13 protein-coding genes are annotated in these 17,930 nt (G+C 45.7%); 4 read left to right on the top strand and 9 right to left on the bottom strand.

The genetic code is table 11. The features are described from left to right. Positions 1 to 193 precede the first annotated feature (193 nt). A complete protein-coding gene (locus tag VJL_RS02835; protein ID WP_038875620.1) occupies positions 194 to 2,380 on the top strand; it encodes a TonB-dependent receptor domain-containing protein in 2,187 nt (728 codons plus the stop codon). Between the two features lie 98 nt (positions 2,381 to 2,478). Next, the gene (locus VJL_RS02830) at positions 2,479 to 2,901 is read left to right on the top strand and encodes a hypothetical protein (RefSeq protein WP_050568804.1); all 423 of its coding nucleotides are present in this window, start codon (positions 2,479 to 2,481) and stop codon (positions 2,899 to 2,901) included. A gap of 88 nt (positions 2,902 to 2,989) precedes the next feature. Here VJL_RS02830 and VJL_RS02825 read toward each other — a convergent pair whose 3' ends face one another. Together VJL_RS02825 and purL are read right to left on the bottom strand one after the other, a co-directional pair. Next, complete coding sequence (locus VJL_RS02825; RefSeq protein ID WP_038865460.1) at positions 2,990 to 3,298, bottom strand: DUF3622 domain-containing protein; 309 nt, start codon at positions 3,296 to 3,298, stop codon at positions 2,990 to 2,992. Between the two features lie 380 nt (positions 3,299 to 3,678). Further along, on the bottom strand, positions 3,679 to 7,590 hold the full coding sequence (gene purL / locus VJL_RS02820; protein WP_038875560.1) for a phosphoribosylformylglycinamidine synthase: 3,912 nt from the start codon (positions 7,588 to 7,590) through the stop codon (positions 3,679 to 3,681). Positions 7,591 to 8,175: 585 nt separating this feature from the next. Between purL and mltF the strand changes: the two genes are divergently transcribed. Next, on the top strand, positions 8,176 to 9,777 hold the full coding sequence (mltF, locus tag VJL_RS02815) for a membrane-bound lytic murein transglycosylase MltF (RefSeq protein WP_038875557.1): 1,602 nt from the start codon (positions 8,176 to 8,178) through the stop codon (positions 9,775 to 9,777). A gap of 483 nt (positions 9,778 to 10,260) precedes the next feature. On the opposite strand, the gene tadA is transcribed toward mltF, so the two are convergent. The 6 genes from tadA to VJL_RS02785 all read right to left on the bottom strand — a co-directional run bounded on the left by tadA (position 10,261) and on the right by VJL_RS02785 (position 15,959). Continuing rightward, positions 10,261 to 10,794, bottom strand: a complete 534-nt coding sequence (gene tadA / locus VJL_RS02810) for a tRNA adenosine(34) deaminase TadA (protein ID WP_038865456.1) — start codon at positions 10,792 to 10,794, stop codon at positions 10,261 to 10,263. Between the two features lie 459 nt (positions 10,795 to 11,253). After that, complete coding sequence (locus VJL_RS02805) at positions 11,254 to 12,813, bottom strand: AbgT family transporter (RefSeq protein WP_005440222.1); 1,560 nt, start codon at positions 12,811 to 12,813, stop codon at positions 11,254 to 11,256. A 288-nt stretch (positions 12,814 to 13,101) separates the two neighbouring features. Beyond that, positions 13,102 to 13,512 carry a type IV pilus modification PilV family protein gene (locus VJL_RS02800; protein ID WP_038868759.1) on the bottom strand — a complete coding sequence of 137 codons (411 nt, stop codon included), beginning with the start codon at positions 13,510 to 13,512 and terminating at the stop codon, positions 13,102 to 13,104. Further along, positions 13,502 to 14,806, bottom strand: coding sequence for a hypothetical protein (locus tag VJL_RS02795; RefSeq protein WP_038875554.1), 1,305 nt, complete (start codon positions 14,804 to 14,806; stop codon positions 13,502 to 13,504). Before VJL_RS02795 ends, VJL_RS02800 begins: the two co-directional genes overlap by 11 nt. After that, positions 14,806 to 15,432: a PilW family protein gene (locus tag VJL_RS02790; RefSeq protein WP_038875551.1), complete on the bottom strand. Its 627-nt coding sequence runs from the start codon at positions 15,430 to 15,432 to the stop codon at positions 14,806 to 14,808. The genes VJL_RS02795 and VJL_RS02790 overlap by 1 nt, the downstream gene beginning before the upstream one ends. Positions 15,433 to 15,443: 11 nt before the next feature. After that, the gene (locus tag VJL_RS02785) at positions 15,444 to 15,959 is read right to left on the bottom strand and encodes a GspH/FimT family pseudopilin (RefSeq protein ID WP_038875548.1); all 516 of its coding nucleotides are present in this window, start codon (positions 15,957 to 15,959) and stop codon (positions 15,444 to 15,446) included. 103 nt (positions 15,960 to 16,062) lie between these two features. On the opposite strand from VJL_RS02785, the gene VJL_RS02780 reads away from it, so the two are divergent. After that, positions 16,063 to 16,500 (top strand): type IV pilin protein, encoded by a 438-nt coding sequence (locus VJL_RS02780; RefSeq protein ID WP_038868765.1) that lies wholly within the window; start codon positions 16,063 to 16,065, stop codon positions 16,498 to 16,500. A gap of 89 nt (positions 16,501 to 16,589) precedes the next feature. On the opposite strand, the gene dnaJ is transcribed toward VJL_RS02780, so the two are convergent. Continuing rightward, complete coding sequence (gene dnaJ / locus VJL_RS02775) at positions 16,590 to 17,738, bottom strand: molecular chaperone DnaJ (RefSeq protein WP_038868766.1); 1,149 nt, start codon at positions 17,736 to 17,738, stop codon at positions 16,590 to 16,592. Between the last annotated feature and the right edge of the window lie 192 nt (positions 17,739 to 17,930).

Here is a 17,930-nt window from a genome sequence, read left to right as displayed (position 1 = left end):
TGTCGTTCAAATAGACACACTCACTAACTAACAGACCAAAAACCAAACAATAATCCAATTTACCGTCTAATCGTGGGTATAAAAGTTTACAGGAAAACCAAAAATCATTATTGATAATTAATCTCATTATCATTTATTAATCTTTTCAGCATTCATATAATCCCCGCCTCTCAAATTACGATAACAAATGAATATGAAACGATTATCGACCCATCGCTTAAAAGTAAGCCTTGTCTCGCTCGCAATGCTCAACTCAATTTCTCTCCATGCAACAGAAAGCGTCGACGAAGAACTCGAAGTCATTGGTGTCCGCTATGCCAAACCGATTACCGTCGCAGAACCCGCTGAAACCATCATTGATTGGACCCAAATCGAAGAACAACAATACTCTAACTTCGCTGAAATGATTGATGCTGTGCCGGGGGCAACGCTCGACGGCGGAGCGCGTTCTGGTGGGGAACGCATTAATATTCGCGGTTTCGATAACCCTAGCGACATCGCCGTGTTTGTTGATGGGGCTCCAATTGGTTTCCAGCAATACCGCTACGGCACCTTCTTCTTTGACCCGTTCTTAATTGGTGAAGCGGAGATCATCAAAGGCGCACATGACTACCGCGCTCTAAACGGTAAGTTTGGTGGGTCTATCCGAATCAAAACCAAAAGCGTTGACGACCTGCTTGGAGGGGATCGCAACTTCGGCGTTCGTGCGTCAACGGGTTATAACAACAATGGCGAAGAGAACTCATACACCCTCTCCCTTTATGGCAAAAATGATGCTGGCTTTTACTTCCTCGCAAATGGTTCAGTAAAAGACTCCGACGACATTAAAGTGGGTGGCGGTAAAACACTAGATTACTCAGGTTACGAACAAGAAAACATGCTCGTCAAAGTTGGGTACGAAAATGATGACCATGAATTTGAAATCAGTCACACACGATACAAAGATGAAGGCCGTAAACCATGGGCTAACCGTCGTGGCCAAATGCCAACCATTTCGGATTACAACATCAAAAAATATGGTTCGTTAGAAAAAGCACAATACGCTTACACGGTCTACAACGAATACAAAGACAATACGACGACAATCTCCTACCATTATATGCCGACTAGCCCGTACATTGATTTCAACATAAAAATGGCGCGTTCTGAAAACGACCGTCATTGGGTTCGTCCAGATATTGCCTTTGAAAAAATGTTCGTTTCCGTTGGCAGTTATGGTCATGAATCTTGGCTAAGCTACGAACGTGATTACATTGATGTATTCAACCAAGCGCAAATTGGTGACCATGCACTGGTTACGGGTCTTCAGTATCAAAAAACGGATCGTGATTCGTTAGTTTTCAATGCTTCTTACGATAATAAAGAGTCGAAAAACTACGGCTGGTATACCCCGTACTATGAACCATCGGGCACTCAGTCTATTTACGCGGCCTACATTGCTGACCACTATCAAGCAACCGACCGCCTGACGATTACTCCTTCTCTGCGTTATGAGTACATCACCAGCGAAGGGAAAGGTAATGCGGCGCCAGATTACAATGACCCAGCAGCCGGCCATGACTACAGTGAAACAAGCCACAAAGGCTTTAGTCCACGTTTGGATATCGATTTTGACGCGACCAACAATACTCGTTTGAACTTCTCTTATGCCTACGCCTTAAAAGCTCCAACCGTCGATAACATTTACTCTGTGCAATATGCTCGAGCAACAGCCACCGCTACGGCACGCGATCTCGATGTTTCTCGTATTCATGCTTATCAAGCCAGTGTGATTAATTTGGCCAAAGGATTGGTTAGCGAGCGCGACAACCTCGCAACAGAACTGACATTGTTCTATAACGATGTGAGTGACACTGTTGATATCCGAACCGGTGAAAACTTAGATACAGACAGCGGTGATATTCAAAGTTGGAGCACAAACCTAGATGGCTTCAAGAACTATGGCTTCGAGTTGATTTCACAATACCGTATTAACGATTTCTATAGTGATTTCTCAGCGAGTTACATTCGCGGGAAAAATAAAGGTAGCTTATCGGATTCAACCGGCTCGGATGATGACTACCCGGGCGTCCCGCCCTTGAATATTAATCTCGGTTTGGGCTACGAATGGCTTCCGAGGCTGCGCTCTGGTTGGGAAGTTCGTTGGTACGATGCTCAAACCAAAACAGACGCGGCTGGTGATAACTTAAAAGTGAAATCACCAAGTGAGCAATACACGTTGCAAAATGCTTATGTTACTTGGGAAGTTCAGCAGGTGAAAGGGTTAAGTGTTGGAGCGGTCGTGAATAACTTAACAGACCGTTATTACGAAGCTTACCTATCTAATGGCGTGCCTTCTCCCGGCCGAGAAGTGAAGGTCCAACTAACTTATCAATACTAATCAGGCTTTGTCTGATTACGAACCGAACCAAATTCGGAGCATACGTACTTGCTCCGAATTTTTCTTTTTATTCACCGTCACTTTTCACAGTATATCTAATGAAGAAGATTCAAATTACTTTTTTACTAACAAGAACGTTAATCACAATTGGCCTCGCCTTCCTCACTGCTCCAAGCTACTCACAAGAGAATATCTCTCAGTATTTAATGGTTCAGAGTAAGACACTACCAGTAGAGGATCATTACGCTGCCAACATTTCAGATAACTTAAATCTAGATGCTCAGCCTGAAGCTTTGACTTGGGGAAAAAATGGGAAGTCAGGTCACTGTAACTACGCAAAAGGTGAGATTACCGAGGCAAGAGACTATGACTACGGTGAAGCTACCGATTTGTCAGATGGATTACGCCACATTGATTTGCAGCCAGTTCACACACCTAAAAAACTGCGCAAAGACCATACGTACAATACCGCTTCATCAGGAAGTTCAATGACATTCTCAGTTTCCTCTGACTGCTTATAACGACACAAATAAAAATGCCCCGAGATTAACTCGGGGCATTTTCAAATTCATTGTCGATGGTAGTCAATCACCATCAAACACACTGCGATTACTCTTCGTCAGTGTCTACGTCTGCTTCACGAGCTTGACGAGCTTCTTCTTTGCGAACTTTTGCCGCTAGTTGCTCTGCTTCACGCTCTTGACGTTGTACTGCTTTGCGCTCGTTACGAACTACTTGGTTTTGTACAAAACCTGCAAGTTCCTGCTCAGCCCAAGCTTGTGCTTTCTCTTCGCTGTCAAAACCAGTTTCACGTTTTGATACCACTACTTTACGAGAAGTCACCTGACGAGTGATCTCTGCGCTCCAACCGTTACGTTTTTCAGTTACGCGGATAGCAAATTTTGGATTTTTAGCCATTTCTTTCATTTCCTAAGGGATTAATCAGGGATTCGGTCAACTTGATAACTCCATCTAAGCTGAGCTGTTTAACACCATCCCTTGGTAAGCGCGGTATTAGAGCATAAAAGTTACCGAAACGCTGCAAGTTTTTTAAGGGAGACGGGAGACGATTTCATTTGGAATACTTAGGAACAAATACTGTCAACACCTATTGAGTCCATGCATTGACCTCTAGTATTCCAGTGCACACATCTCAATTCCTACAGCGAAGCCTTCCCGACTCTCGAAGCGCAGCGTCCTGTAGGACGAAGTCTGTTCTCGATTCTTAAATAAAGAAAGCGCCGGTCTCTCAACCAGCGCTTATCGATTTTCGTTAACGTTGACGAACGACGTCGTGATTAACCGATGTTCTTGCGTGCGTTTTGGAACATACGCATCCAAGCACCGTTCTCACCCCAACCTTCTGGAGACCATGAGTTCGCAACTGTACGGAATACACGCTCTGGGTGCGGCATCATGATAGTTACGCGGCCATCTTGAGTCGTTAGACCCGTGATTGCATTTGGCGAACCATTCGGGTTGTTCGGGTATTGCTGAGTCGCATTACCGTGGTTATCCACGTAACGAACTGCAACCGTGCCTGACGCTTCAATCGCGGCTAGGTGGTCAGCATCACGAACTTCTACGCGGCCTTCACCATGAGAAACTGCGATTGGCATGCGAGAGCCTGCCATGCCATCGAAGAATACAGAATCAGATTTCTGTACTTCCACTAGGCTAAAGCGAGCCTCAAAACGCTCAGATTCGTTACGAACGAAGCGTGGCCATAGGTCTGCACCTGGGATTAGCTCTTTCAGGTTCGATAGCATCTGACAGCCGTTACATACACCTAGAGAGAAGGTATCTTCACGCTGGAAGAAGCCTTCAAACTGGTTGCGAGCTTGCTCGTTGAACAGGATAGACTTAGCCCAACCTTCACCCGCACCAAGTACGTCACCGTAAGAGAAGCCACCACAAGCGACTAGACCCTGGTACTCTTCTAGAACCGCTTGACCGGTTAGGATGTCGCTCATGTGAATATCGGTTGCTTCAAAGCCTGCACGGTCAAAGGCTGCTGCCATCTCAACGTGAGAGTTAACGCCCTGCTCACGTAGGATTGCCATCTTAGGCTTAGCGCCCTTATTTATCATAGAACCGGCAATGTAAGGTGCTGCAATGTCTTCATTTACATCGAAGCTTAGCTTAACGTTTAGGCCAGGATCTGAGTTGTCTTTCTTCGCTTCATGCTCTTGGTCAGCACATACTGGGTTATCACGTAGACCTTGCATCTTATGCGTAGTCTCCGCCCAGATAGTACGTAGTTCAGTACGATTACGCTCTAGAACTACCGTGTCACCAGAAGTAATCACTAGCTCATCAGATGCTTCTACTGAGCCGATTACATGAGAACATGCCTCAAGACCGTTTGCTGATAGCGTTGAAAGTACCGCGTCTAAATCTTCGTTCTTAACCTGAAGTACTGCACCTAGCTCTTCGTTAAATAGTGCTGCTAGTACGTCTTCACCTAGGTCAGCAATATCTGCTTTCACACCACAGTGACCTGCGAATGCCATTTCAGCAAGAGTCACGAATAGACCGCCATCACCTTTATCGTGGTAAGCCACTACTTGGTCATTCGCGACTAGGGCTTGAACGCCTTCGTAGAAGCCTTTCAGTTGTACTACGTTGTCTACGTCTGCTGGCTTATCACCAAGCTGCTTATAAACCTGTGCAAGCGCTGTTGCGCCTAGACGGTTTTGACCATTACCTAGGTCGATAAGTACAAGGCTAGAAACACCTTTGTCAGTACGAAGCTGAGGAGTAATCGTCTTACGAACATCTTCAACACGTGCAAACGCAGTAATAACAAGAGATAACGGAGACGTTACTTCTTTCTGCTCGCCGTTCTCTTCCCACTTGGTCTTCATCGACATTGAGTCTTTACCAACTGGGATAGTTAGACCAAGCGCTGGACATAGCTCTTCACCAACTGCTTTCACTGCTTCGTAAAGACCTGCGTCTTCACCCGGGTGACCTGCTGGAGACATCCAGTTTGCAGACAGTTTAATGTGTTTGATATCACCGATGTTTGTCGCTGCGATGTTTGTGATTGCTTCACCAACCGCTAGACGAGCCGACGCACCAAAGTCTAGTAGAGCAACTGGTGTACGCTCACCCATCGACATCGCTTCACCGTGGTAAGTGTCGTAACTTGCTGCAGTTACTGCGCAGTTAGCAACAGGAACCTGCCACGGGCCAACCATTTGGTCACGCGCAACAAGACCAGTCACCGTGCGGTCACCGATAGTGATTAGGAATGTTTTTTCTGCAACCGTAGGTAGACGTAGAACGCGATCCACGGCTTCATTTAGCTCGATACCGTCACGGTTAACCGCTGGGTTATTCGCTTTAAGCGTTTTCGCATCACGGTGCATCTTAGGCGTCTTACCAAGAAGTACATCCATTGGCATGTCGATTGGCGTGTTGTCGAAATGCGAATCTTCAAGTTTCAGTTCACGCTCTTCAGTTGCTACACCTACTACGGCGTATGGTGCGCGCTCACGCTTACAGATTGCGTCGAATACTTCCATATTCTCTGGCGCAACTGCCATTACGTAACGCTCTTGAGATTCGTTACACCAGATCTCAAGTGGGCTCATGCCCGGCTCGTCGTTTGGTACGTCACGCAGTTGGAATATACCACCGCGTTCGCCATCGTCTACAAGCTCTGGAAGTGCGTTAGAGATACCGCCCGCGCCCACATCGTGGATAAATGCGATTGGGTTAGCATCACCAAGCTGCCAACAACGGTCGATCACTTCCTGACAGCGACGCTCCATTTCTGGGTTTTCACGCTGTACCGATGCAAAATCTAGGTCTTCTGCTGATTGACCAGATGCCATAGAAGAAGCAGCTCCACCGCCAAGACCGATGTTCATTGCTGGACCACCAAGTACAATTAGGCTTGCACCAACAGGGATCTCTTTCTTCTGAACGTGCTCGTCACGGATGTTACCCATACCACCAGCAATCATGATTGGCTTGTGGTAACCACGAACCTCTTCACCTGCGTGCGAGTTCACTTTTTCTTCGTAAGTACGGAAGTAACCAAGTAGGTTTGGACGACCAAATTCGTTGTTAAACGCCGCGCCACCCAATGGACCTTCTAGCATGATGTCTAGAGCGTTAACGATACGACCTGGTTTACCGAAATCTGTTTCCCATGGCTGTTCAAAACCAGGAATACGTAGGTTAGATGTTGTGAAACCAACTAGACCTGCTTTTGGCTTACCACCGATACCAGTCGCGCCTTCATCACGGATTTCACCACCAGAACCAGTAGAAGCACCCGGCCAAGGAGAGATAGCAGTTGGGTGGTTGTGCGTTTCCACCTTCATTAGGATGTGCGCTTTCTCTTGGCTGTAACCGTACTGGCGAGTTTCCGGGTTCGGGAAGAAGCGACCTACATCTGAACCCACCATAACTGCTGCGTTATCTTTGTATGCAGACAGAACGTTTTCTGGTGTGGTTTCAAACGTGTTTTTGATCATCTTGAACAGAGACTTCTCTTGCTTAACGCCATCGATAGTCCAGTCTGCGTTGAAGATCTTGTGGCGACAGTGCTCTGAGTTCGCTTGTGCAAACATCATTAGCTCAATGTCAGTCGGGTTGCGTTCTAGCTTATTTACGAACGCATCGTAAAGGTATTCGATTTCATCATCTGCAAGTGCAAGACCTAGGGTAACGTTTGCGTTTTCAAGCGCAGCACGACCGCCTTTTAATAGGTCAACGTCTGCTACAGGAGCAGGTTCTGCCGCTTGGAATAACGCATTTGCTGCATCGAAATCAGTAAATGTCACTTCCATCATGCGATCATGGATGAGTGCTTTTACATCAGCAATTTGAGCATCGTTAAGAGGAGTCGATGTCTCTACGTAGTATGCAGTGCCGCGCTCAAGACGTTTTACTTTGTCTAGACCACAGTTGATAGCGATATCAGTAGATTTAGAAGACCAAGGCGAAATAGTGCCCGGACGAGGCGTAACAAGAAGTAGAAGACCTTCTGGCTCATGCTCTTCGATCGTAGGACCGTAAGTCAGCAATTTTTCCAGTTTTTCCAACTCTTGAGCATCAAGGTCAGACTTTAGATCCGCAAAGTGCATGAACTCTGCGTAAATGCCAGTGACAGGCAGATCTTGTTCACGACAAAGTTCCAGTAGTTTATTAACACGAAACTCAGAAAGAGCTGGGGAGCCACGCAAAATTCTCATGTGCTTAGGTCTCTTATTGCAAGTGATTAAGGTGATATTGGAATAAATTCAGTGGGTTATACTGTTTTCTTCGAAGCTATTCCCGAAGGTTTTTCAAACCTATGCCGATGCCACCTCTTCGTTGCGAGCGCATTATATAGCAATTGTTTTTGTGATGTAACACCAAAAGCAACCGTTTGCGTCATTTTTTTCGTCAAATTTGATTTATACCCAAGTGACTTCAAGATTCAGAGGTCAGAGCAGTGTCACTGATTCAAGTTCAAGGAAAGCAACACCGTGTAATAGCAAGCTCTTTCCAAGTTGTTTGACGATGAAATTGTTTCAGTGACACGCTCCCAAAGGGCGAGTTGCCTTGGCTCGAATCCATCGTTACCAATTATCAATTTAGAATCACTAGATTTTCAAATTGTTGCCTCGCTTTCAAACCAAGTCATTCTCGCTGAACCAAGTATCTCGAGGTTACTTGGGTATCCTTAAATGTCGATAAATCACACAATGTCGCACTCTATCTGCCTGATTCACTTTGCCCAACCAGCTCGCTTTGATATAAAGGCAACTAGAAATTTATCGAGACGTACCGAATTAATGCAAATAAGTCAGTTCAACCGACTCAAGCGCAGCGCCCTACTTTTCGCGTCTGTGCTTTTACTTTCTGCTTGCCAGATTGAATCGGAGCCAAAAAGTGAATTCGAGCAAATCCAAGAGCGTGGTGTCCTACGTGTTGGCACGCTAAACAACCAACTCTCCTACTACATCGGACCTGATGGCCCGGCAGGTTTGGATTACGAACTGGCACGAAAATTTGCTGAGCAATTAGGTGTGAAGCTGGAGATTCGACCGGCGTTTCGCCAAGCAGATCTCTTCCCTGCATTAAAGAAAGGCGACATCGATATTATTGCGACAGGTTTAAACCAAACTTCTGAAGCTGTACAACGTTTTCGTCCTGGACCCGCTTACTATTACGTCAGCCAACAAGTGGTTTATAAAAAAGGTCAGCTTCGTCCTCGCGACATTAATCAGCTGATCAATTATCAAGCTAAAAAAGACAGTAATGCGGAAGAAGGTTCAAATGCTGGGGCAGAAACTCTTCAGATAGTTGAACAATCTCAGTTTGTTCCAACCTTAACGGCGCTACAGAAACAATACCCAGACTTCCAATTTGAGATTGTTGGTGATGCGGATACGCGAGATCTACTCAAGCATGTCTCTACAGGTGAGTTACGTTTTACGGTAACCGATTCAGTAGAACTGTCTTTGGCACAGCGCCTGTACCCGGATCTTGCTTTAGCCTTTGAATTGACAGAAGACCAACCCGTCTCTTGGTTTACTCGTCGCTCTGAAGATGAAAGCTTCTACGCAATGTTGATCGAGTTCTTCGGCAACATTAAACAATCTGGCGAACTGGCGACTTTAGAAGAGAAGTACATTGGACATATCGAAGCCTTCGATTATGTCGATACTCGTGCTTTTATACGCGCACTGGACAATACCTTGCCTAAATGGGCACCGCTGTTCCAAAAATACAGTGAAGAGTTTGATTGGCGCTTGATTGCTGCATTGGCTTATCAAGAGTCTCATTGGAAACCAAAAGCGAAGTCGCCGACTGGCGTTCGTGGCATGATGATGCTCACGCTCCCTACCGCAAAAAGTGTTGGTGTAACAGATCGTCTTGATCCGGAACAATCCGTACGCGGTGGTGTGGAATACCTACGTCGTATAGTCGCACGTGTTCCAGATTCAATTAATGAACATGAAAAGATTTGGTTTGCCTTAGCATCATACAACGTGGGTTATGGTCATATGATGGACGCACGACGCCTGACTAAAGCACAAGGCGGCGATCCAAACGCGTGGGCAGATGTTAAAGAGCGTCTACCCTTGCTGCGCCAGAAGCGCTTCTACAGCCAAACACGTTATGGTTATGCTCGTGGTGATGAAGCACGCAACTATGTTGAGAACATTCGTCGCTACTATCAATCCATCATTGGGCATGTCAGCCAAAAGCCTGCGATTGACGAAGACACAGAAGATCTGCAAGTCATTCCACCACTATCCCCAGATCTGTTAACGTTTGGAGCGGTGGAAACCTTAGCTGAGCAAGTTTCGGGAGCGGTCGAGACAACACCAAGTACAGAGGCCAGCCCAAATCAAAATGCAGAGCAAACGCCGAATCCAAAAGAAGAATAAACCTTTCGAAAATAGCGAGCTAACAGCTCGCTATTTTTTTATTGAGTCGACAACAGAAACTCACTAGAATCCCGTCTTTCGAGCTCATTTATCTAGCCAGTTTTTTCGTGAAATACCGAGTAACGGAAGAGAAACAGTGAGCTCAATTGGTCACCCTCTCCTTGATATGATGTCACCATCATCCATGAGTATGCATCATAAGAATGACATCTATTGATCATGAATCGGATACTTTGCTATGCGAGTGTCGGAGAGTGTGTTCGTTGTCTGCAAGAGGTTCTGATAATGAGAAAACGCAGAGTGCAGTCAAAACGTTTGAATAAAACAGTGGCTGCTAACCGCCGTAAGCGCACGCTTACAACCATGAAAAGAAAAGTCAGTGCACGTAATCGTGTTTTCGTTCACTTAGTGAATCACTGAAAACTTGAAGCAAACATCTACTGCACGGTAGGTGTTTGCTAAAAACAACCATCAAACTCCCTGTTATTCGTCTTTTGTTCCCTGTTCATTGTCCAACGCTTTTTGCGCCTGCTTCTTCGCTTTAATTTCTTTACGACGACGTTTAAAGAACGCCTGTAACTGACCTCTGCATTCCTCTTCCAGCAAACCGCTTTCTACTGTCGCATAATGATACGCGGCTTGGCTCTCAAACAAATTCAGAACGGTCCCTGCAGCGCCAGCTTTAAGATCTGGAGCTCCATATACCACGCGCTTTACTCGACTGTGTAGTAACGCACCTGCGCACATAGGACACGGTTCTAAGGTCACATAGAGCGTAGTATCAAGTAAACGGTAGTTCTCGAACACCTCACCCGCTTTACGCAAGGTTTGGATCTCAGCATGAGCGGTCGCATCGTGCGAACAAATAGAGCGGTTCCAACCTTCAGCAACCACTTCACCATCTTTCACAAGCACAGCCCCAACAGGCACTTCCCCTTCCGCTTCAGCTTGCTCTGCAAGCTCTATCGCACGGCGCATAAATAGTTCGTCTTGAGGGGAGAATTGTGAGTCTGACAAAAGAGGCTCCAGTTTTGGGATCGGTCATTATGGAAAGTGGATTTTAACCTTCAAAGAGAGGAAGTGGAAGCGGGATGCGGGATGCGGGATGCGGGATGCGGGATGCGGGATGCGGGATGCGGGATGCGGGATGCGGGATGCGGGATGCGGGATGCGGCTTATTTTGTTTTTCTAGGAGCAAATTTTGTCAACGCTGTTTAAACTGAGTCTCTCTCATCAACCTTCCAGTACACCTCTTGATTTAAAAAGCGAAGCTTTCTATAGGACAAAGTCCGTTCTTCGATTCCCGAAAACCAAAAAGCGCCAGTCTCTCGACCAGCGCTTTCGAATTACCAATACCTAAATAGTTGGTGTTGTAGCTAGGCAACAAGCAAGTTCAGCCCTATGAGCATAGAGGCTCTATGTGATTAGGGTGAACTTGCGCAGTTAACAACGCTACAGCGCCAAATATGACGGTATTTACATTGTGTATGTGTATGGCGCTTGGATACCTAGAGGAATACCTAGCATCCAGTAAGCAACTAAGAAGATAGACCAGCCGATTAGCATCGCAATCGAGAATGGCATCATTAGAGAAGCTAGCGTACCGATACCTGTCGACTTCACGTAACGTTGACAGTAAACCACTACTAGAGGGAAGAATACCATCAGAGGTGAAATGATGTTCGATACAGAGTCACCTACACGGTAAGCCGCTTGAGATAGCTCAGGCGAGATACCCACAGCCATTAGCATAGGCACTAGGATAGGACCGATAAGAGCCCATTTCGCTGATGCAGAACCGATTAGAAGGTTTACAGAAGCCGTTAGAAGAATCATACCGATGATAGTTGCTTCACCAGGTAGGTTCATCGCTTTCAGGCCTTCCGCACCGTATAGCGCTAGCATCGTACCGATATTTGATTGCGCGAACGCAGATAGGAACTGCGCACAGAAGAACGACATTACAATGTATGCGCCCATCGTAGACATAGTATCCGCCATCGCTTTGATGATGTCGTTACTTGTCTTGAACGTGCCAGAAACGCGACCGTAAACGTAACCCGGAATGATAAACAGGATGAAGATCAACGGAACGATAGACTTCATGATTGGCGCAGAGAACGCAGTGATTTCACCTTCAGGTGAACGCAGTGCAGAGTTTTCTGGGATAAGTGCCACAACAAGAAGTGCGATACCTGCCATCATAGCCCAACCAGCGTAACGGAAAGCTTTTGATTCAGTTTCAGTGAAAGAACCAAGATCTGGTGCTTTTTCTGCATCTTCATCAACAGGTGTGTTCGCTAGGCGAGGTTCGATGATTTTTTCAGTTACGTACCAACCAATAGCAACGATGATTACTGAAGATAGACCAGTAAAGAAGATGTTCGCTAGCGGGTTAACCACGTACTCAGGGTCAAGAACCTGTGCCGCTGTTTGAGTAAAGCCAGCTAGTAGAGGGTCGATACCTGAAGGGATGAAGTTTGCAGAGAAACCACCTGATACACCAGCAAACGCAGCTGCGATACCCGCTAGAGGGTGACGACCTGCTGCGTGGAAGATGATACCACCAAGAGGAATAACTAGAACGTAGCCCGCATCCGCAGCAGTGTGCGATACGATTGCCACAAGAATTAGCATTGGAGTAAGAAGTTTTGCTGGCGTGAAGTTCAGCATCTTCTTAAGACCAGTGGTGATGAAGCCAGACGAATCGGCAACACCCACACCTAGCATCGCAACAAGTACGATACCCAGTGGAGCAAAGCCAGTGAACGTTGTCACCATGTTAGCAAGGAAACTTGCTAGTGCTTCACCCGTAAGAAGGTTAGTAATAGTAAGAGCTTCGCCAGTTCGAGGGTTTAGAAGGTCGAAAGAAACATTCGACAAAAGTGCAGACGCAGCCCAAGTAATGATTAGTGCCCAGAAGAACAGAATCGCTGGATCAGGAATTTTATTACCCGCTCTTTCGATAAAGTTCAGAAAGCGATCCATCCCGCTCGGCTTCGGTGACGGTGCTTTATTTACAGCTTGGTTACTCATGGTAACTCCATATGAATGATGTTGGTGCCATGGCCTATTTGAGTAATTATAACGGCCTATTTTCAACCGAGCATTCTATTAAATAGTGATTAAGAAAGCACAAGGTTCTATGTTTTTTTCCATATTTGGAGACATATTTTGCAAAAACGACATATCAATTAAACATAAAAAAAACAGTAGCACACCATTCGCATTAACAGTTCTAAAACCACCTATTAACTACCAAAAACAGCAATAAAAAGCACAAATGTTAACGACAAAGGTAATGACGAGAAAAATACAAAATCGTTAGTTTTCGAATTCACTGTACTGCGAAATCATTGTTTTCAACTCAAGGGATTGCGTCTCCCCTATCCTATCTTTCCAACTAGCAGTTATCGTGATGGTCTTGAGAGATCCGGAGATCGTTGCTGTAGGAACTTCCCACTCAACGATATAAGATCCAGTAGCAGAAGATCCTGTTGCAATCGAAGCAAAGGAAGCGGTAGAGATGGTAGAAAGCGCATCAGAAGCCCCGCGAGTCCTAAACCATTCGAGCTGATTTTCAGCTAAACGCAGCGCTTCAATACTGTGGATAGCATATTCTGATTTACGCTCCATGTAGATTTGCAACTTTGTTAGACCAAGCGCTCCGATTCCCAATAACAGAAAAGAAATCAGCACTTCGATTAAGCTAAAACCTTGTTGTTTAGAGATCATTCCAAGAGCCTTTTTTCCATTCTAGTTTCTTAATATATTTACTACTTTTTTCACCATTGTAAGCAGGGACTAAAGAGCCGTTTAAGATAACCGTCCGCTCTTCAGCATCTAAACCTAAGCCACCATCAAACTTTAAGGCACCATCTATCCGAAACGCATATTTATTGAATTCATTATTTATATCATGCTTTTGAAAGCTCAATGGAGTCACACCTATGTGAGCATTAGAGTCAAATAGGTCAATCCATATCTCTTTTGCATTGAAACTGGAATTCTTAGGAACATACTGATAAAGCAAGCCATCGAAGAAACTCATATCATTCGTGTACAAAAGGCCATTATGAACAATTAATTGGTTAGCATTCTCTACTGACTGAGTACTTGTCCCAAAAATGCTCCCCGAAATAGCACAACTGCCCTCAACCCAAAAACGACGCTTTCCTGAGGAATAAGCGTTTGAGAGCTTTGTATGGCAGCCATAAACCCAACCTTTAGGAGTATAAAGAGTGTTTGAAGCATCCAATACAAAGCCTTCACTATCTTCTCTTATTTCTTGTTTTAACTTCGCCACATTCGTCGCGGAATATTCCATAGAGAAAAGATCCTCAAATACGGAGATATCCGTTACATCCTCTTTGATATCTTCATTTTTAACTGAGCCTGTCCCAGGGTGACTTGGAGGCCTGCTCGTATCATATAAATTAGATCTATGAGTTGGCTTACAAGTAAAACTAGGAGCTCCAACAGGCCCTGAAGCATGGCTACTGTTAGAGCTATCTACCGTTAAAAAGTGTTCATCTGAACCGCTAGGGCTTGCAATGAAGTCAACAGAGCCCCCCGAGATAATTGAGGTGCAGGTGCTTTCTGTGAGAGTCCCAACAGCGTGGGGGACAAAGTGCATGGAGCCTGTAAGTTCAACAGAAGCACTCGTTTTTATTGTTGCACCAAGACCAGAACCCGAAGCCAAGATAGTCTTAAATGTGCTCAAGTTCGAATCTGTTGAAGATACGAGATAATCCGTTCCACTTTTCTTTTCAATTGAGACACTGGCTAGGCACCCCGTTACAGAAATAGCACCAGAGGCAGGCAACGAAATTTGTTTAGCTTTCACATTTGAATAAGCACACTCTAATCCCCCCTCAGCACGCCAATGCTCTTGCCGCGCTTCAATTTGATTATTGGCACGTTTGATCTGATAAAAAAGAGACTTGTAGCTACCAAGCGACATCATCAGCGCTGCAACAAGCAACACACTGACGACCAATAACGCGGCGGCACCTTGCTGTTTTCTCATTACTGCCAATTCCTTTGCTTCACTGTAAACGACTGCTCTGTTCGAATATCAGTCGCATCTTTTAACTCTGTCCCTAACGTAACCGTTACCATTGCAGTCTCGGCGTCGGTATTTTTTACCGTAGCCGCGGCCAACGTAAATTGATTCACATGAATCGCTTTCTTATCAAAAAGCGTGTTACATGATCCCGTTCCAGATAGAGCGATGACATCAGCTACACTCCAGATCGTTGTTTGTTTTTTTTCACATACAAACAGAGATTCTGGTGTATCGACGCGTTGTTCATATACAACGTTTTTATACAAAGCCGTCGCTCCGGAAGCCCCGACATTGTAGGCGTAAGCAATAAGCCCCATACCCGGAGCATCAAGGGTGTAGATAGTATTACTGGCTCCTGAAATCTTCACGGAGTTACCATCAATACCATCGAACCCAGCGCGTTGAATGTCGTTTCTCAACATCTGTAAAACGCTGGCTGTATTTTGCAATAGCATCAGTTCCTTAGAGCGCTCCATTGCAGCCTTTTGACCGCTGATATACAGCGAACCAACAATAGCGAGAGAAATGAGCCCCAAAGAGGACGCAATCATAAACTCGACGAGGCTCGCCCCTTTTTGCTTTAACATATCAACCCTTACTAAGAGCAAGTGGAATAGCCAAAGTATTCAGTTGAGTTGTTATCACTGCATACTCGAACACGGGCGGAAAGTGTGTGGGAAATAAGCTTAAGCGCTTTCGCAGATTCTCCAACCGGATAGAATTGGATATTGCCCGAAGAAGGGCGACCATGAACATCATCAAAGCTTATTTGACCAGACGAATAACTAGGTGTGACGACTATCCCGTCATAGGGAACGCCAGAAAAAGAAAACAATACGGCCCCAGCACCTTCGGTTCCATTGTCAGTTAATTCAATGCGCCAATCACCATCGCTCGATGAGTTTCCAGACATGATGATATGCGCCCAAAGTCGCTCACGACGCAATACTGCTTCAGATTTCCCCTGAATAACAAAACCATGCAGCTCATCTGCTAATCGCTGCATTTTGTTGGTTTCAAACACATTTTGAAAAGATGGTGCCGCAGCAGCTAACAATATGCTCATTACAGCAATGGTGATTAAGAGCTCCAGCAACGTAAACCCGCGAGGCATTTCCCAAATTCCTATGCAAACGGCGAGAGGGCCGTAATTCATCTTGCACAGATGCTATCACCTGAGAAAAATAGTCGGAAAAGTGAAAAGGGAACTACTCGTCATGATTCGAATTTCTAGTTGTAACGGATACAACAGACGATTAAGAGGGATGACATTGATCGAATTACTGATTGCAGTCGTGATTGTTGGGATCATTGCTGCTATTGCTTATCCATCTTACTCAGGTCATACGATCACATCGCATAGAACGGTCGCGTTGAGTGATATTAGCCGCATTCAGTTGGAGCTCGAAACATCTTACAACGGTGGCTATGACTGGAGCGGGATTATATCTGGAGGTAGTTGTACGATCTGCGATTCGGACACAGACCGTTTCTCCTTTGCTGTCGCAAGTTCAGCAACAGTGGCATACACAATTACGGCAACCGCGAAATCTGATCGTGGGCAAGATGGGGACAGTTGCTTTCCTAGCGACCAAGATAAAAAAATAACACTCACTTCAACCAATATTGAATCGCCAAGCGAGTGCTGGAACTGATCAAGCCGCCTTCTCTGGCGACAAGAAAACAGATACGAAAAAGCCCGCATTGATGCGGGCTTCTTATTAAATTTTAACTTCGTCAGCAATTAGCTAGTTAAGTCATCAAAGAACTTCTTCACACCATTGAAGAAACCTTCTGATTTTGGTTTGTGCTTAGTCGCAGCATCACCACCACAAGACTCATCAAACTCTTTAAGCAGTTCTTTTTGGCGAGAGCTTAGGTTAACAGGTGTCTCAACCACTAGCTTAACGATTAGATCACCAACACCGCCGCCACGAACGCCTTTCACACCTTTACCACGCATACGGAACATACGGCCAGTTTGCGTTTCTGTCGGTACTTTAAGGTTCACACGACCATCTAGCGTAGGAACTTCAACTTCACCACCAAGTGCTGCCATTGCAAAGCTTACTGGTACTTCACAGTACAGGTTGTTACCTTCACGTTCGAAGATATGGTGCTCTCTTACATGAACTTGAACATATAGGTCACCCGCTGGTGCGCCCATTTCTCCTGCTTCGCCTTCGCCAGATAGACGAATACGGTCGCCAGTATCAACACCTGCTGGGATCTTAACGTTAAGCGTTTTCGTTTTCTGTTTGCGACCTTGACCATGACATTCATTACATGGGTCTTTGATGATCTTGCCTTTACCATGACAGGTAGGACAGGTTTGTTGAACTGCAAAGAAGCCTTGACGCATCTGTACTTGACCATGGCCATGACAGGTGCCACAAGTTTCAGCCGTTGAGCCTTTCTTCGCGCCACTGCCATCACAGGTATCACAGTGGACTAGCGTAGGCACTTCGATCTCTTTAGAAACACCGCGAACGGCTTCTTCTAACGATAGTTCCATGTTGTAACGCAGGTCCGCACCACGTTGTGCTCGCTGCTGACCACCGCCACGACGGCCGCCGCCAAAGATATCACCAAATACATCACCGAAGATGTCGCCGAAATCAGCGCCACCGCCACCAAAACCGCCGCCGCCGAAGCCGCCACCGCCTTGTTCAAAAGCCGCATGACCATACTGGTCGTAAGCCGCTTTCTTTTGAGGCTCAGTTAGAATTTCGTACGCTTCTTTTACTTCTTTAAACTTGTCCGCAGCAGACTCATCACCCTGGTTACGGTCTGGGTGGTATTTCATCGCTAGACGCTTGTACGCCTTTTTGATATCGCGCTCAGAGGCATCACGGCTTACGCCTAATACTTCGTAAAAATCACGTTTTGACATGTTCTTCGTCACCAATTAATTACTGCAAACGGCATCGATTCACCGCTTGGTGTTTGTATCATTCTAGCTAAGTGCACTTATTGCAAAATACTTAGCTAGAAGGACAACGTTGACAAACAGACGGGCGTAAGAGTTACCCCAAACGCCCGTACACAAAGTCTTATCGACTCTAGGCGACCGTAGCCGCCTAGT

The organism is Vibrio jasicida CAIM 1864 = LMG 25398 (assembly GCF_000400365.1).
GTDB classification, from domain to species: Bacteria; Pseudomonadota; Gammaproteobacteria; order Enterobacterales; family Vibrionaceae; genus Vibrio; species Vibrio jasicida.
This window is presented reverse-complemented; position numbering and strand designations above follow the sequence as displayed.